Source organism: Neobacillus sp. K501 (assembly GCF_053749995.1).
This window is the reverse complement of sequence record NZ_JBSLYA010000004.1, coordinates 248,290-268,470: the sequence shown is the minus strand read 5'-3', so window position 1 is coordinate 268,470 and position 20,181 is coordinate 248,290. Positions and strand designations below refer to the sequence as shown.

The following is a 20,181-nucleotide window of genomic DNA, read 5'->3' as shown; positions in this document are numbered from 1 at the left end:
GTACCTAAAAAAACAAAGCACCCTGGTGAGTGCTTTGTTTAATAATCTAATTGACGCAAGTACAACAGGATTTCATTTTCATTGAGTTTTGCAAATTTGTATTTTCGGATCTGGTTTTCAATCTTCTTTTGGTCATCATCTTTACTTATGATCGCATTGTATACTTGCAGGATCACTTCTGCAAAAACAGATACCAGTCCCGCAGAACCTAATTCTAGCCCTAATGTTTCTGTGTCAGAAAGCTGGGCTTCCGCGTATTTTTCTAATTCCTTTTTATACTCGCCTTTGATGACAATTCGAGATTCCTTATTTTTAAAGGCTACTAGGAGATCTTCTGCATTAAAGGCTTCGAAGTAGACATTTTCGTTTTCTAGTTGGACCAATTCATCCAGAACGGTCCCTTCACTTTTTCCTACGGTTTGAGCAATGGCCTGAAGCGTCTTAACGGAATAGCTACTGACATTTTTTTTATTGACACTTGAGAGCATCTGCTGACTGATTCCCGTTTCTTTGTACACATCGTACCGTTTCTTTCCGTTCTTTTGTAAATAAATATCTAAAAGGCTCATTGATATCAATCTCCTTTCGTTGATAAATTATTTTTTAGTAAAATATTTTTTACTTAATTATATTTTACTATATGAGTAAAAAAATGGCAATGGTCAAAGAAGAAGGAATCATCCTTACGGATGTAGAATTCTATTTCATCGATTTGAAAGGTGGTTGAAAGATGCGACAAATCATTGCTCTGGGAGGCGGAGGGTTCTCGATGGAGCCCGAGAATCCGTTGCTAGATTCCTATATTCTTCAGCAGTCAGGTAAAACAAACCCAAAAATCTGCTATGTTCCTACTGCCAGTGGGGACGCGGATATTTGTATCAACTGGTTTTATGACTATTTTAATAAGCAAGAATGCCAGCCTTCACACTTGTCTCTATTTAAACCACCGACAAGAGATTTAGAGGGATTTATTTTAGACAAAGACATTATTTATGTTGGCGGTGGAAATACCAAGAATCTATTAGCCTTGTGGAGGGAATGGGGCTTGGATGCAATCATGAGAAAGGCGTGGGAGCAAGGAATCGTCTTAGCGGGCATTAGTGCGGGTTCGATTTGTTGGTTTGAAGAAGGAGTAACCGATTCCTATGGTGATAAGCTGGAACCATTAACCTGTTTAGGATTCTTGAAGGGCAGCAATTGTCCCCATTATGATGGCGAAGCAGATCGACGGCCTACCTATCAAGAACTAGTGGCTTCTCATAAAATAAAACCTGGAATCGCAGCAGATGATGGTGTCGCGATTCATTACATCGGGGATAAAATTCATAAGATCGTAAGCTCCAGACCGAGTGCTAAGGCCTATAAAGTCGATTTTGATAAACAATTGAATGAAAGGGAACTGGAAACAGAATTTTTAGGTGTCTAATTGAAGTAATGGGGAATAGGGTGAAAAATGGATAATATCGATAAAAGGAATCGTTTAGGGGAAGAACCCTTTTGTTTTCGAGTGACTAAGGATAACACGGTCTTTTTAGATTACAATGGGAAACAAGTGAAAATCCTGAAAGGGAAAGAAGCTGAGAAGTTTCTTAAGAAAATAGAATCGGCTGAAAATGAAATGGCAAAACAGCTAATCATGGCAAAGATTACAGGGAATTTCAAGCGGGGAAATGAACGCAAATCTTGATGTTCGAGACAAAAAACGCCGTTTGAAGGAAACGGCGTTTTTCGGTTTAGTTTTTATTTATTAGTATCCGCATAGACAGCCATGGCATCGCGCATGAATTTAGCTAAGCCCTCACCAAATTGATCGATGTTTTTTGTGAAACGCTCGTCATCCACGTACATTTGTCCTAAGCCCTTGAACGCTTCTAGTGAGTAGTTGCCCATTTTGTTCAAGTACACGAACCACTCTTTAATTCCTGCTTGCGCTTCTTGGGAATCGGGTGCAAGGTGACGAATGGCGGCAAGATTACGGTAGATTTCGTTGAATTTGTCTTGATCGAACTTCCTCATTTTAGCTGCCTTTTCGTTCGCTTCATCGACGGCTTTGTCCCCCCATCTTTCTCTTGCTTCTTGTTCGTATGGGTTATGGCTAAAATCAAAGCCTTCGAATTTTTCTTTATTTGACATTTGAATTTCTCCTTTCGAATGTTGAATTGTTTTTTCGAGTGTCCCAATCATTTTATCGAGCCGGCTTCTTTTCTCCAGCAGCATTTTCCGCTGCATTTCAAGTGCTTCTTGCCGATCAAATGATGGACTCAAAAGAATTTCCTTGATTTTCTTTAAAGGGAAGCCTAATTCTTTAAAAAATAAGATTTGTTGAAGAGTCTCGAGATTCTCGTCAGAATAGACTCGATAACCTGATTCGGTGGTTTCCTCGGGGATTAATAATCCGATTTCATCATAATGATGCAGTGTGCGCACACTCACCCCAACTAAATCAGCAACTTCTTTGACTTTCATCGTGTTTCGCTCCCTTCAATATGTACTATAAAGTATCCCGTAACGTGAGAGTCAATATGAATGTAGAAATTTTTTATTCCTAAGCAACTGATCAAAAAAAAGGCTGCACTCCAATTTAACTGGGTGCAGCTAATTTTTACGTTTTGAGCATAATTGAGATCAGTGTCATGGTGAAAACGTTATCAAAATAGTTTTTGATTTTGATCAACCTCGGCCCCCTATTGTAAACCGAAAAGCATATCAATCCAAGGTTATTTCTCCATTGATCAAATAAAATGAACCTTTTGATACTATTTCAATGGGCTTCGTTATATTCTTAATCGTAATAATTGTACCTGGGTATACTTCAGACGAAGCCACTTCACCCATACCTTTAACCAATAATAAACTTGCTATTGTCTGTAATCGGTGCTCGATTTTACTACTTTCTTCTAATAAATTATCTAATTCTGATTTATTCTTCATATATTCTACTATGTACTCACGAGACTGACTTTTTAATAATTGTAACGCTTTCACTTTTTCTGATACGAATGCTATTCTTTTTGCGATATCTTCCTTTTGCTTCTCTAATGTTTCTTTTTCATTTTCTAGTATTTGTCTATCAAATCCGTCGATATGTATTTCCGTTTTTAGCTCCGTTTGGTTTCCAATAATGGCAGAAGACACCTTCCCTTGTGCTTTTATTATTCCACCAATAATTTTACCCTGTCTCTTATCTGTTGTAAAAATATTCGCTGCTTTCATGTAACTGTTAAAAATATAGGTTCCAATGGTTACATTACCACCAGCCTCAATCAATGCTTCATTTGTATGCCTAGCAAATACATTATTCTTCGCTTTTATGACCGCTTTTCCAAAAATTCCTCCTTTTATCATTACGTCACCAGTTAATGATTCTACCCTAGCAGAAGTCACACCTTGATCGCCTAATACCGAAATATCATTATTTGCCGTGACGGAATAACCAATGGCGATCGTTCCTTTAATCACAACTGAACCATCGTAATGAATATTCCCTGTTCGAATTCCTACATCTCCATCAATGGTTAATATATTTACTACCGATATTAATCCCTTGTAATCGAAAGACACTGCACCATTATTCGATGCTCTCAATACTTCCATGTTATCCTCTGTTACAGAATAGACAGTTTTTGGATCATATAACAACTTGATGTCTTTCCCTTTCTTTGCACGAATGACATGACCTAAGACATTTTTACCGTCGGTTCCATTCGTTAAAAATATCTTCTCACCTAACCAGTCACCCTTTTTTACTTCATCAATAAAGTTTATTTCAAAATGATCTACACTGCCATCCTCACGCGTACGGGGTTTTCTTTCGGATAACTGAAAATATTTAACTTTTGCATCATCCCCATAAACAGCTTCAGTGCCTTCTGCAATTAATAGGCCACATTGAACCTTTAAACCATTCTCTATGACATCTGTTAAAATTCCGTACGTAACGTTGTTAGTCTCTAACCACTGATAAATTTGATTTTTTACATTTTCGATTTCACTCTCTAACTCACTTTCTAATAAATTTATATAAACATAAACTTGCATCTTATCATCCGTAATATGGCACTGGACAAGAGGCTTCCAGATACCAATGACGATCGGCGAACTAGGAATTTCCTTTTGCTTTTTTAATGTACTTTCTATATTACTCCAGTCACTTAATAGTACTCTAGGATGGATTTTTAGTTGTTTTTTTATTGTGGATAAATTCTGATTTTTTTGTTTTATTTTCGATATAATACTAGTATCTTCAACATAAATCTCAATACTCTCATCTACGAATAAATTCATCATGTCATCCCCTAGCCGATATTATCTTATATTTATATTGTTGCATTTTTATAAAATTTCGAAAAGTGTTTAGAGTAAAATTATATGAAACTGAGTTTGATGGAACAGAAGAATCCATTGGCAACTGGCAGAAAAGGAGGAGTTATTGAAATTACTCTAGAATTATGTGGGTCATAATGCATGAAATTTAGAGGAAGTGGCGGTGCGCTATCGTAGAAAGGTTTTATAATTCCTGAAATCTTAAAGGAAGAGGCGGAAAGGTAACTATGAAAAGTTCATAATGCCCCCAACCACAAAGGAAGCAGCAAGATGGTAACTATGAAAGGTTCATAAAGCCCCCAACCGCAAAGGAAGCAGCAAAATGGTAATTATGAAAGGTTCATAAAGCACCCAACCGCAAAGGAAACAGCATGATGGTAACTATGAAAGGTTCATAATGCCCCCAACCGCAAAGGAAACAGCACGATGGTAATTATGAGAGGTTCATAATGCCCCCAACCTCTAAGGAAACAGCACGATGGTAATTATGAAAGGTTCATAATGCCCCCAACCGCAAAGGAAGCAACAAGATGGTAATTATGAAAGGTTCATAATGCCCCCAACCGCAAAGGAAACAGCAAGATGGTAATTATGAAAGGTTCATAATGCCCCCAACCACAAAGGAAACAGTACGATGGTAATTATGAAAGGTTCATAATGCCCCAAACCACAAAGGAAGCAGCAAGATGGTAACTATGAAAGGTTCATAAAGCCCCAAACCACAAAGGAAACAGTAAAACTGTCATTATGAAAAGTTCAATAATCCTCTGAAATCATCATCAAAACAATAAAGGCAGGTGGAACGAATCCATGAACAAAAAAATCGCAGTGGCGGGAACGGGTTATGTCGGCTTAGTGGCGGGAGTATGTTTCGCTGAGGTTGGCCATCAGGTAATCTGTGTCGACATCGATGAGGAAAAAGTCGCTACCATGAAGGCAGGGCTTTCTCCGATCTATGAACCTGAGTTGGAGGTTTTATTAAGGGAAAATATAGCAATGAATAGACTCCATTTTACAACTGATTATCAATCTGCTTACCGGGATGCTGATGCGATTTTTATTGGTGTCGGTACTCCAGAGCAGCCGGACGGATCGGCCAATCTTTCCTATATTGCTACCGTGGCAAGGCAAATAGCGGAATCAATCGAGAAGGGTTGTCTTGTTGTGGTTAAATCGACGGTTCCCGTTGGTACCAATGATAAAGTCGAGCAGTTTATTCACGACTTTCTAGTCCACGATGTCAAAGTAGAGGTTGCCTCCAACCCTGAATTTTTATCACAAGGTTCAGCTGTTCAGGATACGCTTCATGCCGAACGAATTATTATTGGCACCGAAAGCAAATGGGCGGAAGCGCTGCTTATGGAGATTTATGAACCGTTTCGTCTCCCGATTGTCTCTGTGAACCGGAGGTCGGCAGAAATGATTAAGTACGCCTCAAATGATTTTCTCGCCCTGAAAATCTCCTATATGAATGAGATTGCTAATCTTTGTGAACGGGTTGGAGCGGATATTCAAGATGTTGCCAAAGGGATGAGCTTTGATAAGCGGATTGGAAGTCAATTTTTACAGGCGGGGATTGGGTTTGGTGGTTCCTGCCTGCCTAAGGATACGAAGGCATTGGCGTATTTGGCGAAACAGTATGGCTATGAGCTGAAAACAGTCGAAGCGGCGATTGATGTGAACAAGGAGCAAAAGACGACCCTATATCAAAAAGCGAGCAAACGGCTGATTACCTTTCATGGACTTAAGGTGGCGGTGCTAGGATTGACCTTTAAGCCTGGTACGGATGATTTGAGAGAAGCCGCATCGCTTGAGAATGTGCCGTTGTTATTAGCGCAGGGGGCGAATATTTTTGCCTATGATCCTGTTGGCACGGAGAACTTTGCTCGGGTATATCCTGATGGAAGAATCACCTATGTTGCCACGATCGAGGAAGCGTTAGACGGTGCCAATGTTTGCTTTATATTTACGGAATGGGAGGAAATAAAAGCAGTAAGGCCGGGAACCTTTAAGGATTTAATGAGAACCCCGTTAGTCTTTGACGGAAGAAATATTTATCACGTTGAAGAAATGGAAGCAGCAGGGGTGGAGTACCATTCGATTGGCAGGAAATCTACGGTAAGGGAGCGGAAGAATCTTGAAATCTATCAATAAAGTCTATCTCATTACCGGTGCAGCTGGGTTTATTGGATTCTACTTATCTAAAAAATTACTAGAAAAAGGCTCCCAGGTAATTGGTGTGGATAATCTCAATGACTATTATGATGTTAATCTAAAATTGGCGCGGCTACAGCAGCTGGAGAGTTATGAAAATTTTACCTTTATCAAAGGGGATATCTCAGAAAAAGCGATGGTAATTGAGATCTTTGAACAGCATAAGCCCGTTGTCGTCGTAAATCTTGCCGCCCAGGCCGGTGTCCGATATTCTATCGAGAATCCAGATGCCTACATACAAAGCAATATCATCGGTTTCTATAACATCCTTGAAGCCTGCCGCCATTATCCGGTGGAGCATCTTGTGTATGCATCATCTAGTTCCGTTTACGGAGCCAATCAAAAGGTTCCCTTTGAAGAATCTGATTATGTCGATCAACCGGTATCCCTGTATGCCTCGACGAAAAAATCAAATGAGTTGATGGCGTATACATATAGCCACCTTTATAAAATCCCTGCGACCGGACTTCGCTTTTTTACGGTTTACGGTCCGATGGGGCGGCCGGATATGGCATACTTCGGATTTACCGATAAATACTTTGCAGGTGAGCCGATTCAAATATTTAATAACGGTGATTTTGAAAACGATCTGTACCGAGACTTCACCTATATCGACGACATTGTCGAGGGAATGGAACGGATTATTAATCATCTTCCTACTGAAACAGTTCTTCATAAGGTGTATAACATTGGAAACAACCGCCCTGAAAAGCTAATGTTTTTTATTGAAACGCTCGAAAAAGCGTTAAGCAAGGCTTTAGAAAAAGAGGTTATTTTTGAAAAAAGCTTTGAACCACTCAAGCCAGAGGATGTCCCGGCAACCTATGCTTCGACTGATTTATTGGAAAAAGCCTTGGGATTCAAGCCGAAAACATCCATTGAAGAAGGACTGCAGAAGTTTGCCGATTGGTATGTTGACTATTATCAAGTGAAATAGGAAACCCGCTGCTCGTTTGGGCAGCGGGTTACGAATGTTTCAAGGGTACAGTATTAAACTCTCCCCTTAGCGAAAAACCATACACAAAATAAACGTGCTAAAAATAACGCAAGACAAATGGTTATCCAAGAAACATACCAATCCCAGTGTATGTATTTGATGAGATTCGTGTATTTTTCAATAATGACTTCAATGATTGTCAACACAGAACTAAATCCAATATAATAACCCCATTGAATGAGAGTACTTCGATTATTGGGATACCATACATTAAAAGCGGCGGATATGACAGGAAATGCGTAAAACTCAAAGGTAAAGCTTGTCCGATTAATCGAAGCAAATAATCTTACGGGATACAAAAGCAGCCCCAGTTCTACAACCACTAAACCAATAAGAAAAGTAATCACCTGTTGGAACAAAAAGGCCACTGCCGCAAGACGGATTTTATTTTTGGGGATGAAAAAAAGAATTCCTGTTGCAACTAGATACACAGATAATAAAAGCCACCATTCCATTTTCATTGAATCCCCTGCTCCACTTGAAACAAAGATTGGTCTTTATAAAACCAATTACAGCAGAATTGACTCACGTAAAAGAGAAATCCAATGTAAATCCACATTCCGTACCACTTCAAGATTTCATATTCTAATAAATCTGTGTACCTTCCGATAATAACATCAAATATCGTAATGATAGAGATCCAAACAAAAAAGTAAGAAATTCTGGACCACAGACTTCCTTTTACTCTCCTATGGATGTAAAAGATGGAAAACAAAACGGGATAAAAAAAATAATCGATGGTAAGGGGGAGGTCTGTCGCTTTTGGGAACTCCCGAACAGGTGCACTTAACAAACCATATTGAAAAGCAGGCATATCGCATAGCCAGATGATGGCTTGAAACATTAAGAATGCCAAGAATCCTTTGCGCCACTCTTTGCGTGGAATAAACAGAGTAAAGCCAATAAAGCCGAACAGCCACATTGCTGCCAGAATCCAATGCTCCATCAGCATGCTTCAGGAACTCCCCCTTTCACTGTACTCCTCCTTACTTTGGCTTTCTGAAGGATTTACTATTCGATATTAAAGAAGCAATTGAATTAAAGATAAGTGGTAAAGGAAGGTTATCAAAACTGATTCATTAAAAAAAACGCCAAATGGCGTTTTATTCTTTCATCAATTTTGGTTGTTGTTTGTGTTGCCAGTTACATTGTTAACAGCGTTTTTGGTTGCATCCACTGCTTTCATGGCAATATTCTCTGTTGCCTCTAATGCATTATGCACCGTTTCAAAAGCAGAACCTGCTGTGTTTTTAATGCTTTCTGCGATACCATTATCGTCTGTATGAGAATTTCTATTATTAGCCATCAAAAGTCACCTCCTAAACAAAAATAGGATATGTATTATATGGCTAAATATTCAGATGTGAATAGTAAAAAGTAGGGAGTGGATTATTTCAAGTCGTTAGATGGCAATAATAATGGTACTTACTTTTCGCAGGAGGTATCATCATGGAGCCACTTGTATTTGACCAAATCTTCTACAACGAACCCATCTATTGGCTAGAGCAGAAATGGCAACGTAAATTAACGGATCATGAAAAACACCTTGCGATTCAAATTTACCGATTCACCAGAACGATGTATGAAGCGGAGGAGTTGAAAATTTTAGAGGCGAAATAGAAGCAGTATTTCAAGCCCTATAGGGAGGGGGGACTGCTTTTTTAGTACCTCTTAGTCTTGTGCAAAAATAACGATTACGCTTTGCTTTTCAATGTGGTATTTTAGTTAAGGTGATAAATCATGATAATAAAAGAATTTTTTTCCAATCTAGCTATTCTTGCCTCGCTTCTTTTTTTGTATAGTCAATTAACGAACAACCGTCCATTACATCGAAAGTCCTCTATCAAAAGAAAGATCATCGTTGGATTAGTAGGCGGAGTCATTGGGAATATCCTGATGCAGTATAGTATCCATATTGGAGATTCCATTGTGGATCTCCGTCATATCCCGATTATTTTGCTAGCCTTTTATGGCGGCTTGATCCCCGCCTATCTGGCAATGGTAATCATTATAATCGGCCGCTTTCTCATTGGTGTAAACTTAGCTTCCTTTTTAGCATTGGTAATCATGCTATTGGTGACAACAGGTGCTGTGGTCTTAGCAAAGAGCCGCCTTACGAGGAAAACCAAAGTCATTCTATCCCTAACCTGGAATAATCTTGTTTTCTCTATTCTTTATACCCTTGTTATTAAAGACACGGATATCCTGATGATTTTGCTTCCGATTTATTGGGTCGTTTCTTATTTAGGAGGATTAGCAGCATTTTATATCATCAACTATTTAAGATCCATTCAACTGCTTTTTGAAAAATATAAGAACGAATCCATGGTGGATGGCTTAACGGGTTTAAACAATTATCGTAAATTTGATGCTATTTTTAATGATTTATTAGAAAAGGTAGAGGGCAAAAACGAAAAACTCTCTTTGCTATATATCGACATAGATTTTTTTAAGAAAATAAACGATAAATTTGGTCACTCTCAAGGGGATGAAGTTTTAAAACAGCTTGGTGAGCTATTAAAAAATTCTACGAGGTCATTTGATATTGTCAGCAGAAACGGTGGAGAAGAGTTTACCGTATTATTATTGGATTGCCCTTTAGAAAAGGCCATAAATATCGCTGAAAACATCCGAAAAGTTGTAGAGGAAAATCAATTTAATCTATCCGCCGATACGATCCATATCAGTGTTTCGATTGGTGTGGCTTGTTACAATGAAACGACATCCGACGCGAAAAACATTATTGAAGATGCCGATAAGGCTTTGTATAAGGCGAAAAATACAGGCCGTAATAAAGTATGTGCAGCAAAGGACATAGCTGTACCCTTTTAAAAAGTGCTATTTCCAAAGTGGAAGAATAAAAGCTACCAAAAGCGAGCGTAAATCAATTAGGATTTACGCTCGCTTTGTTTTAATAATAGAAGAAGTGGATTTCAGTTTGATAATCTCCAGTAATTGTTCGGCAAGATAACTGGAACTATATTTAAACCCTCCATTAACCCATTCAATAATTAGGCCTAAAATGGCATATGCCTGATAACTAGCATGTAATTCCCGGTCGATTTTAACGTTTGGAAGAGAATCTGTAATATCATTTAATGTTAAGTCTTTTAATACATTGCAAAACTTTTGTTGGAATCCTGCTAAGGCATTTGTTTGCACGATCAGGGCGTAAAAGTTTGAATATTTACTGACATGATCAAATACTTTAATTGCTGAGGTTGTCAGTTTATTTACCTCAAAAACTTCTTTATTTTTATAAGGATCACGATAAGAATCGACTAAGCTGGTGATGACCTCATCGATGATTTCACTTAATAGATCCTCTTTAAATTGATAATGTTTATAAAACGTTCCTCTGTTAAGATCTGCAAGTCGCACGATATCCGAAATGGAAATTTCTTTGAAATCTTTCTCCTGCATTAACGAGAGCAAGGCATCTTTCATGGCTTTTTTCGATTTCATGATTCTTTTATCGATATAATCAACTTTAGTAGACATAAAAACCCCCCTGTGTTCTTTTACTTTCTTTATTGCACATTTCTAAGAGGATGTGTTTATTAAGCAACAGTTCAACCGCCTTTTGCTGATTGAAACGCCTTTTTACGGTAATTATACTATAATTAGGGTTAAGTTAATCAACAGATGTTGATTAAAGTGATCACCCTATTAAATCATTCGGGGGAATGGATATGAGACTTGAAAATAAAGTAGCCGTTGTAACAGGTGCAGCTTCAGGTATGGGGAAAGCGATTGCTGCTCTTTATGCAAAAGAAGGGGCAAAAGTGGTAGTTTCTGATATCAACATCGAGGCAGCCAATCTCACTGTCGATCAAATTAAGTCAAATGGTGGAGAAGCGATTGCGGTGATGGCCAATGTGGCCAAAGAAGATGATATTCAAAATCTGATTGATACGGTGGTAAATACGTATGGAACTTTAGATATTTTAGTGAATAATGCAGGGATTATGGACAACTTTGAACCTGCAGGTGAAATAGAAGATGAGAAATGGGAAAGAATTTTTGCCATCAATACAACCAGTGTGATGCGTTCCACTCGTAAAGCATTACCAATCTTTTTGGAGAAGCAAAAAGGTGTCATCATTAACATTGCATCTGCTGGCGGACTTCAAGGAGCTAGAGCAGGGGCAGCATATACCGCTTCTAAGCATGCAGTGGTTGGCTTTACGAAAAACACTGGTTTCATGTACGCAACAAGCGGTGTTCGTTGTAACGCGATTGCACCAGGCGGAGTGGAAACCAATATCGGTGCTTCGATGACAGGAATTAGCCAATTTGGCATGGGGCGCAGTCAAGCAGGATTAGCGGTTAATCCACGTATTGGTAAATCGGAAGAGATTGCGAATATTGCTTTATTCCTAGCATCTGACGAATCAAGTTTTGTGAATGGAACAGTTATTACTGGCGACGCTGGTTGGACAGCCTATTAAGACCGTTTAAAGGTATATATAGATAAGAAAGTAGCGCATTTGGAGAAATAACCAAGTGCGCTACTCGTTTTTTTCTACTGATTCTCCTGCTTCTCAATCAGAAAGGTAATCGGCACAAATAGTAAAAAGGCCAGTAATAGTAAGGTTCCACCCACGATGAAGAATACCATGACGAAGGTTTCGTTTAAATTGAATGGGTTAATCGTGTACATCCACATGCCTAAGGTTAAACCTGCAGCACCCACCATGCCTAAGATACTGTGAATCGATACGAGTTTTTTGTATTTAATCTTGTAAGACTTATAAAAAATTCCCCAGGCGAATACAGAAAGCCAACCTACGAGTAAGATGTGGGCATGAATCGGTCGTAAGGCATAATCCATATTTCCAGCCATATGTGAGCCTAAGAAGGTTCCAATGATACCAAAGATCGCCGCAAACCGAATTAAGCGAATGCTCCAAGTTTGTTCCATTTTTTATTCCTCCCATTTTTTATTTATATAGGGTAGTAAAATCGTGAAGGTGGTTCCTTCACCAACTAAACTATCGACTTTGATTTTTCCCCCATGCAGGTCAATAATTTGTTTGACAATTGATAGACCAAGGCCTGTTCCATCCTTTTTTCTAGACGAATCGACACGGTAAAAACGATCGAAAATCTGCGTAACGGCTTCCTTGGTCATCCCGATTCCTGTATCTTTAAAAATAATCGATAATGTGTCCTCTGTTGTCGTTAGTCCAATCCAGATCGTACCTCCGTGAGCGTTGTACTTGATGGCGTTGGTCAGTAAATTGTCCCAAACATTGCTCATAAGCTCGGCATCCACCTTCATCTTGATGGATGGCAGCTTATAAGAAACTTCTATTTCCTTTTCCTCCAGTCGCCATTGATACCTGCGAATCGTCTGTTTTATTTGTTCATTCAGTTGAACATCTGAAAGCTTCATCGGATAGGCGTTCTGATCAAGGGATGTCAAGAGCAGTAGCTGCTTCGTTAAATTGGAAAGTCGCTTTGCTTCCCCATCAATGATTTGTAGGTATTCGCTTTGCTCATGCTCGGTTACTTCCTGCGACTTTAAAAGCTCCGCATATCCTTGAATATTCATGAGTGGTGACTGAAAATCATGCGATACATTATTGATGAAGGACTTACGAGCTTCGTCATTATGCTGTAATTGCTTTTGCATCGTGTTGAAGCTTTCCACTAATTGGCCAATTTCATCGTTTCGCTCAATCTTTAAGGTGTAGTTGAAATTCTCGCGGGTAATTTCCTTCGTCGCTTCGGTTAGCTTAGTGATCGGCCGGATAAGATGCTTAGCAAACCAGATAACCCCACTAATGCTCACAACAGCAATCGCAACAAAAAACCAGGCAAGAATCATATGAATATCGGAAAACAGAAGTTTATTATTCGGACGCAGGAACAATCCGTATTGCTCCCCGTTCATGGTAAACGGCACACCTACCGTATTCTTTATATCATTTGAGAAATGCCCCATCATTAGGAATTGGTCAGAAAATTGATCCATACCATGATAGATTTCCTTTTCTTTTAGCACCTTCCTTGCTTCTTGAGGAAGTTCTTTCTTTTTAAAAGGCTGGCCGAAATAAGCTTCCTCTCCCGATTCATTTACGATATAAATCTGATACCCAAGCTTTCCAATCGATTCTAAGAAAGGCTTGTAGGAAGAAGGATGGGAATGCATCCCTTCAAGTTTTGAAGTAATTTCCTCTGTAATCTCTACATTTTGTTGATCGATTTTCTGCTTGGTCGAGGTCATGTACACAATATTGGCTAAGATAAAGCCAATCGTGATACTGATTGATAAAATCACTAGCGTTGCCACGATGAATTTTCGGTAGAGCGTCTTCATCTTGTAACCTCTAGCTTATAGCCCATTCCCCGAACTGTTTGAATTTCCACCGATGCCTCGTACTTTTTTAAACGTTCCCGAATCCGGTTAATATGGGTATTTAAGGTTTGTTCGCTTCCTTCATAATCGATCCCCCATGCTTGTTCAATGAGTGCAGCTCTAGGGGTAATTTTATTCATACGTGAGGCTAACAGACTTAGCAGTTCAAATTCCTTTAATGGAAGAAGAATGGTTTCTTGATTGATGATGACTTCAAAGCTTTTCCGATCGATCAAGAGATTCCCGACCTTGATGACGGTTTCCATTGCCCGTTCAACACGGCGCAGGACAACTGCCACACGGTATAGGAGTTCCTTCACCTCGAACGGCTTGACGATATAGTCCTCTGAACCCGCTAAGAAGCCACGTTCCTTGTCGCTGAGCTGTCCCTTAGCGGTTAGCAAAATGACGGGGATAGTTAAGTCCTCTGACAAAACTTTCGTTAATTCAAACCCATCCATCCCTGGCATCATGACATCGACAATGGCTAAATCAACGGTTTTTTCCTCCAAAAGGGCTAATGCTTCTTCGGCATGGTTTGCTTTATATACCTGAAAGCCTTCACGGCTTAAATGAATGGATACGAGCTGTTGAATATAGACATCATCGTCTACAACGAGAATTTTCATCGAATGAACCTCCTAAAAGGGAGAATACAAAGGGAGCCCCTTTGTATTCTCATTATTGACTATTATGAGAGGTTTGCTTATCTTTTTCAAATAACAGTATCAAGGCTGGCAGAAGCATTCCGCGCACAAGGAAGGTATCTAAAAGGATGCCGATTGCGACGATAAATCCAAACACGAATAGGTCGGCTATTGGCATTGTTGTCAACGCGGCAAAGGTTGCGGCGAGAATGATTCCAGCAGATGAGATGACACCGCCGGTATTGCGGATGGCGATTTCAAGCGCATCTTTCACGCGATGATTTTTCCGTTCCTCCATGAATCGAGAAGCCAGGATAATGTTATAATCGATCCCTAATGCCACAAGGAAGATGAAGGCATACACAGGGACACGACTGCTGACGGCTTCATGACCAAAGAGGACATCCACAAGGAAAATTCCAAGGCCCAAAGCTGATACAAACGAAAGTAAGATGGTTGCCATCATATAAATCGGCATCTTAATCGAACGAGTTAGGGCGAATAAGAGTACTAGTATGAGAAGGGTTTCTAGTAACACAATGATCAAGATATCTCGATTATTTATTTCACGCTCATCGGCAAGCTTTGCCGTTACTCCGCTAAGATGTGCTTCACCAGTGATTGAAAGCTTCTCTAATCGTTCGGGTGCATTATTTCGTAAATCCTCGATAAACTGAATAGATTCTTTAGAATATGGATTCATTGCTAAAGCAATGCTCAGTTTCAAGGCCTTGGAATCCTCCGATTGGGCCGTCATCCGCACGGACGCGATTTCATCCATGTCTTGGAGGTTGTCGATCAATGCCGTTTTGTCGTCCTGTGTTAGAGCTTCATCCCCAACAATTAGCAGGGTAGTAGGGGCAAGCTCACCCTTATCATATCTAGCTTCAACAATTTCGTAACCGACACGAGACGGTAAATCTTTCGGGAATTTTTTGACCGTATCAAATTCATAATCAAGATTAAACACATTCAAAGCTGTAATAACTAGAAAAACCGCAACAAATCCTCTAGAGAAACCAGGCTTATTAACCACAAACTTGGCTATTGGCCCCCAGATTCCGTGTTTCACTTCTTTATCCTGACCATACTTTGGAACCTTTGGCCAGAACGCTTTGCGTCCAAATAACGTAAATAAAGCAGGGACCAACGTAATGGAGGCTAACATGATAAAGAACATGGCCAACCCGAAGACCGGTGCAAAATTTTGATAATCTCGGAAATTAGCAAAGAAGAGGATGAGCATTGCTGCTAATACCGTTCCGCCAGCAAAAAACACAGGCTCGCCTGTTGCCCGCATGGCAACTTTCATGGCGTCATATTTACTATCCACTTTGTTGAGCTCCTCACGGTATCGGGAAAACACAAACAAGGAATAATCAATTACTGCTGCAAAAAGCAAGATACTCATGATCGAGGTGGTTGAGTTATTGATTTCTAAACCAGCCGCCCCGAGCAAGGCAACGCTTTGATTGACAACCTGATAGACAATAACGGTCGCAAGGAGAGGAATAAATGCCAGTAACGGTGAACGGTAAATGACGATTAGTAATACTAAAATAATTCCAATTGTGGAAAGCAGCAGGACAAAATCTGCTTGTTCAAATAATTTAATCGTATCGCCGGCAATCCCAGCAGGACCCGTGATATAAAAGTCAGTACTTTCAAGGGTACCGGCAATCTTATTGCCAATCTTGGAAACCTTGTCATTGATTTCGGAATACTCATCATTCCCTAGGCCTTTTTTTAACTCCATTGGGACAATCATTGTAGAATCATCTTCGGAAATAAAGCCCGCAAGAGCCTGAGGTGAAAGGGTGTTGATATCGACAATGTTTTCAATTCCGTCGATATCTTCGATGATGATTCCAGTCAAAATTTGCTTGACTTCATCGGTATCGATAGCACCATTTTCATTATGAAACACCATGATTCCTGGTGTGCCTTGCTCATTTGGAAAAAGTTCTTCTGTCTTTTTCTCCGCTATAATAGATTGGGCTTCATCAGGGAGGGATTGGAAATTGGTTACTTTATAATCGCCAAGTCTTGGTCCAGCACTTAGGCCAATCATTAGGACTAACCAGGCAATGATCGTAATCCACATCCCCCGCTTTGTAGAAACCCAATCGGTAATAGGATATAATCGCTTTCTCACTATGTATTACCTCCTTCTTTTCTTTCGTTGATTATCTTACTAGGTGAAGATAAATTTAATATCAACTTTTGTTTACATTTGTCGGGAAATTGTATTGTGGAATAGGAAAAGGACAAGATTCGGGAGGAGAGGAAAACCTCGTTTTTTATCTTAGTATGAAATTACCATTTGTAATATTTTTAGGGGTATTTTACTATATTGATTGTGTGTTATTTTAAATAAATGAGTGATTTGATGAAACGCTTGCGAATAATTCCTTTACGCTTTTGGTTACTTACGTTTGTGATGCTGTTATTTCCTATTCTTTCTGATACCCTATTGGAGGATAATTTGGAAGTAATTTTTGATGAAGATACGGTAGAAATGTTTTGGTTGATCGCTCTAGTACCATCAGTGATCTTTAGCTACTATTTAGGGCTGCGTGGTGGTTTATTCATTTCAGCCATCGCTATCTTTCTTCATTTATTTTTCGAAACTATCGAAGCTTTTCAACAAGCTGGTTTTGACAGACAAGATATACTGGTAACGATCATGGGATTATTTTTACACATTTCCATTGCCGTTAGTGTTGGAATTTTAGCAGATAAATTAAAAAGTAAAGAGCTAGAATCCGTAAGGTTAAATGTGAAACTGGAAAGATTATCATTCGAAGATGAATTAACGGGACTTTATAATCGCAGAGGATTTATTCATCTAAGCGAGCAGGTTTTAAGCAATCTTCGGCAGTCTGATGTGGCATGTTTATTTATTGATTTGGATGAATTTAAGCCGATTAATGATAAGTTTGGTCATGAAATCGGTGATGAATTCTTAAAAATCATCGCTAAAAGATTACAATACTGTGTTCGTGAGAATGATCTAATCGGTAGATTAGGTGGGGACGAATTTATCTGCTTATTAAAAAATTCAAATTCAAATGTTGCCGAACAAATTGCGACGAGAATCGTTCTTTCTTTATCGAACCCTGTCGTCATTAGAAATCAGTCTTTGTTTGTAACAGCAAGTATTGGGATTGCAATTACTCCACAGGGCGAAAACAACATCGACGAACTAATGAAAAAGGCAGATAATGCGATGTACGAAGCAAAAAAACAAGGGAAAAATAGATTTCATTTTTATGAAAAGGACCTAGAGTTAGAGGACTCACGATGTGAAATTTAATGAAAGGGCTGTCAATTGACATTGACAGCCTTTTTCTTTTCTGATTTAATCCACCGCTGTCGCTGGTTTTTCCACATAAATTCGAAATAATTGAATGTATAACCCGATACTAATCAGGGCAAACGCCAAAATGATAGTGAAAATTCCTATCGGCGGCATCCAACTAGACAGGAACACCGTCAAGGGTGCTAAAAATTTCCCGATTGTGTACTGTAAGCTATCGGCTGCCATATACTGACCTCTTGCTTTCTCCGGGGCATAGCGGCTAATAAAGCTTTGCGACACCGGGGAGCGGACCATTTCTCCAAATGTGAAGATGATGGTGACGAAGAACAAAAACCAGATATTGGTGTTCACGCCAACGAGGAATGTTCCTACTCCTGACAACAGGGCTGACAGAATGAATACATTTCGTTCTTTCCAATTGTCGAACCATTTCGTAACGGGAAGAATGAATAGGACAAACAAAAGACCGTTAAAGCCAACTAACCAACCAAATATCTCCGTACTGGACAGCGTAAGAGAAGAGCCATTCCAGTTGAAAAGAGCTTGGGCAGGGACGTGGTCGATGATATAGACTGGCAAATATAGATCCAGTTGCATAATGGCGATCAGCGAAAAAATGCTTGCCACAATATAGATCAAGAACACCTTGTCGCGAAAAATAACCCCATATCCTTTCCACTGTTCCTTGAATACATGGGTAATCGAGGTGGAACCTTTCTTGCTTCCTGCCGTTTGTGGCAATGTTTCATGAACGATAAAATAAATGGCGATGAAATAAAACAGTAACACGAATGTACAGGTCCAGAGCAATTCCTGCCTGAATTGGAAGAAGAAAATCGCTCCAAGTGCTGGTCCTAGCACGGCGCCGATGTTATTGGCCGTCATAAATGTTGCGAAGACTTGACGAAGGTTTTCCGGTGGAACAAGATCTGCGACCATCGCTGAGCTTGCAGGGCGATAAATGGCTCCACCCAGCCCAATCCCGATAAAGGCAATATAATCGATCCAGTGGGAAGGCGATAGCGCAAACAAGGCAAACATAACGGTTTGCAGTAAAGCCCCCATCAGCATGACAGGGCGACGTCCTAACCGGTCGGTTAAAGCACCACCTAGCAGACTACCGACCATGCTGAAAATCGGGGGGATCGTCATTAATATTCCTGCGACATGATTGCCTAAGGCCTCCCCAAAATAGACGGTGATAAACGGAAAGTACATCCAAAACAGCATGTTAAACAGTCCTTCACCGATTAACCGAACCTTTAAATTAGTATCCCATAAACGTACTTGCACAAGACTCCTCCTCTTCCATTGAAGCTTTCCCGGCCAGGTAACCAAATCATAAAACAATTTGATGAAAAGATATAGACTTATAATTTAGAATTGTTTATAATAAGAATATGGAGGTCGAGGATACCTCTGTCTAATTTAAATGTCACATAAAACGAACATATGTTTCGGGTTGAGAGAGGCGCATTCATTGGATGTGGCTTATTTTTTTATGAAAAAAACAGCTTCAAGTTAGAAGCTGTTTTATTATGTGAATTTATACGGCTTTTTTCATCATTTCTGCATTTTTAGTGACTACATTTGAAAATTGAGATTGTAAAATAGCTAGGTCATATTGATCCTTTTCTTTCAGACCATTAATTATTACATACGTTGAAAAAATACAAATTAAAAATATACTAATCGTCATCAACCAAGCAACAAACATTTTACTTCCCCCTTATGAACTATTCTTACTCATATTGTAAAAGGATTGTTTAAAAATTTATGTGACTTATATCACGAAAAAAGGAATTAAATGATAATGTAACTGGAGGAGAAATAGATGTCACAAAATGGAATTGTTTTAGTCGCTAGTGTATCAATATTAAGAAATGATGAAGTACTACTGATAAAGGAAAATAAACCTACTGCGATTAATAAATGGAACTTCCCGAGTGGACGAATTGAATACGGTGAAGACATTCTAGATGCAGCTCGTAGGGAGGTAAAAGAGGAAACCAGCTTAGATGTAAAACTCAACCGTACAACTGGTGTATATAATTTTATCAGTAGTACAAACAGTCAGGTTATCCTTTTTCATTTTACTGGTGAGGTTACGGGAGGTTCTTTAAATCTAGTAGAAGATGAAATTACGGACAGCAAGTGGGTTAAGGTAAAGGACCTTATAAAATTTGATGATGGAGAATTACGGGAACCAAGGGTATTAAGGCAAATTATTGATAATCTTTTAAAAGGGGAGTTGCACTCTATTCGTTTGTATAATAGCCCCCTATTAACTAAAGCTTATTGATTCGTTTAACAT

Annotated in this window: 22 protein-coding genes; 9 read left to right on the top strand and 13 right to left on the bottom strand. The window is 39.2% G+C overall.

What is annotated here, in order from left to right:
- Positions 1-38: 38 nt before the first annotated feature.
- Entirely contained in the window at positions 39-569 is a 531-nt protein-coding gene (locus ACWM35_RS11970) for a helix-turn-helix domain-containing protein (RefSeq protein ID WP_454818648.1), read from the bottom strand.
- 161 nt (positions 570-730) lie between these two features.
- Here ACWM35_RS11970 and ACWM35_RS11965 point away from each other — a divergent pair, with 161 nt between their 5' ends.
- Positions 731-1,426 (top strand): Type 1 glutamine amidotransferase-like domain-containing protein, encoded by a 696-nt coding sequence (locus tag ACWM35_RS11965; protein ID WP_454818646.1) that lies wholly within the window; start codon positions 731-733, stop codon positions 1,424-1,426.
- 27 nt (positions 1,427-1,453) lie between these two features.
- Positions 1,454-1,687, top strand: coding sequence for a hypothetical protein (locus tag ACWM35_RS11960; protein ID WP_454818644.1), 234 nt, complete (start codon positions 1,454-1,456; stop codon positions 1,685-1,687).
- Positions 1,688-1,740: 53 nt separating this feature from the next.
- Here the strand turns inward: ACWM35_RS11960 and ACWM35_RS11955 are convergent, their stop codons facing one another.
- A complete protein-coding gene (locus tag ACWM35_RS11955; protein ID WP_454818642.1) occupies positions 1,741-2,466 on the bottom strand; it encodes a MerR family transcriptional regulator in 726 nt (241 codons plus the stop codon).
- A gap of 240 nt (positions 2,467-2,706) precedes the next feature.
- A complete protein-coding gene (locus ACWM35_RS11950) occupies positions 2,707-4,284 on the bottom strand; it encodes a FapA family protein (protein ID WP_454818640.1) in 1,578 nt (525 codons plus the stop codon).
- An 849-nt stretch (positions 4,285-5,133) separates the two neighbouring features.
- Here ACWM35_RS11950 and ACWM35_RS11945 point away from each other — a divergent pair.
- Positions 5,134-6,477, top strand: a complete 1,344-nt coding sequence (locus tag ACWM35_RS11945; RefSeq protein ID WP_454818638.1) for a UDP-glucose dehydrogenase family protein — start codon at positions 5,134-5,136, stop codon at positions 6,475-6,477.
- Positions 6,461-7,474 (top strand): GDP-mannose 4,6-dehydratase, encoded by a 1,014-nt coding sequence (locus ACWM35_RS11940; protein ID WP_454818636.1) that lies wholly within the window; start codon positions 6,461-6,463, stop codon positions 7,472-7,474. The genes ACWM35_RS11945 and ACWM35_RS11940 overlap by 17 nt, the downstream gene beginning before the upstream one ends.
- A gap of 53 nt (positions 7,475-7,527) precedes the next feature.
- Here the strand turns inward: ACWM35_RS11940 and ACWM35_RS11935 are convergent, their stop codons facing one another.
- The 3 genes from ACWM35_RS11935 to ACWM35_RS11925 form a co-directional block, all read right to left on the bottom strand.
- A complete protein-coding gene (locus tag ACWM35_RS11935; protein ID WP_454818634.1) occupies positions 7,528-7,989 on the bottom strand; it encodes a CBO0543 family protein in 462 nt (153 codons plus the stop codon).
- A 2-nt stretch (positions 7,990-7,991) separates the two neighbouring features.
- The gene (locus ACWM35_RS11930; protein ID WP_454818632.1) at positions 7,992-8,486 is read right to left on the bottom strand and encodes a CBO0543 family protein; all 495 of its coding nucleotides are present in this window, start codon (positions 8,484-8,486) and stop codon (positions 7,992-7,994) included.
- A gap of 162 nt (positions 8,487-8,648) precedes the next feature.
- Positions 8,649-8,840: a hypothetical protein gene (locus tag ACWM35_RS11925; RefSeq protein WP_454818630.1), complete on the bottom strand. Its 192-nt coding sequence runs from the start codon at positions 8,838-8,840 to the stop codon at positions 8,649-8,651.
- A gap of 143 nt (positions 8,841-8,983) precedes the next feature.
- On the opposite strand from ACWM35_RS11925, the gene ACWM35_RS11920 reads away from it, so the two are divergent.
- Positions 8,984-9,154 (top strand): hypothetical protein, encoded by a 171-nt coding sequence (locus ACWM35_RS11920; protein ID WP_454818628.1) that lies wholly within the window; start codon positions 8,984-8,986, stop codon positions 9,152-9,154.
- A 120-nt stretch (positions 9,155-9,274) separates the two neighbouring features.
- The gene (locus tag ACWM35_RS11915) at positions 9,275-10,366 is read left to right on the top strand and encodes a GGDEF domain-containing protein (protein ID WP_454818626.1); all 1,092 of its coding nucleotides are present in this window, start codon (positions 9,275-9,277) and stop codon (positions 10,364-10,366) included.
- 63 nt (positions 10,367-10,429) lie between these two features.
- Here ACWM35_RS11915 and ACWM35_RS11910 read toward each other — a convergent pair whose 3' ends face one another.
- On the bottom strand, positions 10,430-11,035 hold the full coding sequence (locus ACWM35_RS11910) for a TetR/AcrR family transcriptional regulator (protein ID WP_454818624.1): 606 nt from the start codon (positions 11,033-11,035) through the stop codon (positions 10,430-10,432).
- 191 nt (positions 11,036-11,226) lie between these two features.
- Here ACWM35_RS11910 and ACWM35_RS11905 point away from each other — a divergent pair, with 191 nt between their 5' ends.
- Positions 11,227-11,985 carry an SDR family oxidoreductase gene (locus ACWM35_RS11905; RefSeq protein WP_454818622.1) on the top strand — a complete coding sequence of 253 codons (759 nt, stop codon included), beginning with the start codon at positions 11,227-11,229 and terminating at the stop codon, positions 11,983-11,985.
- 74 nt (positions 11,986-12,059) lie between these two features.
- Here ACWM35_RS11905 and ACWM35_RS11900 read toward each other — a convergent pair whose 3' ends face one another.
- The 4 genes from ACWM35_RS11900 to ACWM35_RS11885 are packed head-to-tail and all read right to left on the bottom strand — an operon-like array spanning position 12,060 to position 16,700.
- Entirely contained in the window at positions 12,060-12,458 is a 399-nt protein-coding gene (locus ACWM35_RS11900; protein WP_454818620.1) for a hypothetical protein, read from the bottom strand.
- A gap of 3 nt (positions 12,459-12,461) precedes the next feature.
- On the bottom strand, positions 12,462-13,859 hold the full coding sequence (locus tag ACWM35_RS11895) for a sensor histidine kinase (RefSeq protein WP_454818618.1): 1,398 nt from the start codon (positions 13,857-13,859) through the stop codon (positions 12,462-12,464).
- Positions 13,856-14,527 (bottom strand): response regulator transcription factor, encoded by a 672-nt coding sequence (locus ACWM35_RS11890; protein WP_454818616.1) that lies wholly within the window; start codon positions 14,525-14,527, stop codon positions 13,856-13,858. Before ACWM35_RS11890 ends, ACWM35_RS11895 begins: the two co-directional genes overlap by 4 nt.
- 52 nt (positions 14,528-14,579) lie before the next feature.
- A complete protein-coding gene (locus ACWM35_RS11885; RefSeq protein WP_454818614.1) occupies positions 14,580-16,700 on the bottom strand; it encodes an MMPL family transporter in 2,121 nt (706 codons plus the stop codon).
- A 330-nt stretch (positions 16,701-17,030) separates the two neighbouring features.
- Here ACWM35_RS11885 and ACWM35_RS11880 point away from each other — a divergent pair, with 330 nt between their 5' ends.
- Positions 17,031-17,861, top strand: a complete 831-nt coding sequence (locus tag ACWM35_RS11880) for a diguanylate cyclase domain-containing protein (protein WP_454818612.1) — start codon at positions 17,031-17,033, stop codon at positions 17,859-17,861.
- A 45-nt stretch (positions 17,862-17,906) separates the two neighbouring features.
- Here ACWM35_RS11880 and ACWM35_RS11875 read toward each other — a convergent pair whose 3' ends face one another.
- Positions 17,907-19,160 carry an MDR family MFS transporter gene (locus ACWM35_RS11875; protein ID WP_454818610.1) on the bottom strand — a complete coding sequence of 418 codons (1,254 nt, stop codon included), beginning with the start codon at positions 19,158-19,160 and terminating at the stop codon, positions 17,907-17,909.
- Positions 19,161-19,413: 253 nt separating this feature from the next.
- Positions 19,414-19,584 (bottom strand): hypothetical protein, encoded by a 171-nt coding sequence (locus ACWM35_RS11870; RefSeq protein WP_454818608.1) that lies wholly within the window; start codon positions 19,582-19,584, stop codon positions 19,414-19,416.
- Between the two features lie 117 nt (positions 19,585-19,701).
- Here ACWM35_RS11870 and ACWM35_RS11865 point away from each other — a divergent pair, with 117 nt between their 5' ends.
- Entirely contained in the window at positions 19,702-20,169 is a 468-nt protein-coding gene (locus ACWM35_RS11865; RefSeq protein WP_454818606.1) for an NUDIX hydrolase, read from the top strand.
- The last annotated feature ends 12 nt before the right edge of the window (positions 20,170-20,181 follow it).

What these genes read in the sequence shown, in the direction of transcription:
- ACWM35_RS11970 (WP_454818648.1), bottom strand. Translation starts at nt 569, where the DNA reads ATGAGCCTTTTAGATATTTATTTACAAAAGAACGGAAAGAAACGGTAC.
- ACWM35_RS11965 (WP_454818646.1), top strand. Translation starts at nt 731, where the DNA reads ATGCGACAAATCATTGCTCTGGGAGGCGGAGGGTTCTCGATGGAGCCC.
- ACWM35_RS11960 (WP_454818644.1), top strand. Translation starts at nt 1,454, where the DNA reads ATGGATAATATCGATAAAAGGAATCGTTTAGGGGAAGAACCCTTTTGT.
- ACWM35_RS11955 (WP_454818642.1), bottom strand. Translation starts at nt 2,466, where the DNA reads ATGAAAGTCAAAGAAGTTGCTGATTTAGTTGGGGTGAGTGTGCGCACA.
- ACWM35_RS11950 (WP_454818640.1), bottom strand. Translation starts at nt 4,284, where the DNA reads ATGAATTTATTCGTAGATGAGAGTATTGAGATTTATGTTGAAGATACT.
- ACWM35_RS11945 (WP_454818638.1), top strand. Translation starts at nt 5,134, where the DNA reads ATGAACAAAAAAATCGCAGTGGCGGGAACGGGTTATGTCGGCTTAGTG.
- ACWM35_RS11935 (WP_454818634.1), bottom strand. Translation starts at nt 7,989, where the DNA reads ATGGAATGGTGGCTTTTATTATCTGTGTATCTAGTTGCAACAGGAATT.
- ACWM35_RS11930 (WP_454818632.1), bottom strand. Translation starts at nt 8,486, where the DNA reads ATGCTGATGGAGCATTGGATTCTGGCAGCAATGTGGCTGTTCGGCTTT.
- ACWM35_RS11925 (WP_454818630.1), bottom strand. Translation starts at nt 8,840, where the DNA reads ATGGCTAATAATAGAAATTCTCATACAGACGATAATGGTATCGCAGAA.
- ACWM35_RS11920 (WP_454818628.1), top strand. Translation starts at nt 8,984, where the DNA reads ATGGAGCCACTTGTATTTGACCAAATCTTCTACAACGAACCCATCTAT.
- ACWM35_RS11915 (WP_454818626.1), top strand. Translation starts at nt 9,275, where the DNA reads ATGATAATAAAAGAATTTTTTTCCAATCTAGCTATTCTTGCCTCGCTT.
- ACWM35_RS11910 (WP_454818624.1), bottom strand. Translation starts at nt 11,035, where the DNA reads ATGTCTACTAAAGTTGATTATATCGATAAAAGAATCATGAAATCGAAA.
- ACWM35_RS11905 (WP_454818622.1), top strand. Translation starts at nt 11,227, where the DNA reads ATGAGACTTGAAAATAAAGTAGCCGTTGTAACAGGTGCAGCTTCAGGT.
- ACWM35_RS11900 (WP_454818620.1), bottom strand. Translation starts at nt 12,458, where the DNA reads ATGGAACAAACTTGGAGCATTCGCTTAATTCGGTTTGCGGCGATCTTT.
- ACWM35_RS11895 (WP_454818618.1), bottom strand. Translation starts at nt 13,859, where the DNA reads ATGAAGACGCTCTACCGAAAATTCATCGTGGCAACGCTAGTGATTTTA.
- ACWM35_RS11890 (WP_454818616.1), bottom strand. Translation starts at nt 14,527, where the DNA reads ATGAAAATTCTCGTTGTAGACGATGATGTCTATATTCAACAGCTCGTA.
- ACWM35_RS11870 (WP_454818608.1), bottom strand. Translation starts at nt 19,584, where the DNA reads ATGTTTGTTGCTTGGTTGATGACGATTAGTATATTTTTAATTTGTATT.
- ACWM35_RS11865 (WP_454818606.1), top strand. Translation starts at nt 19,702, where the DNA reads ATGTCACAAAATGGAATTGTTTTAGTCGCTAGTGTATCAATATTAAGA.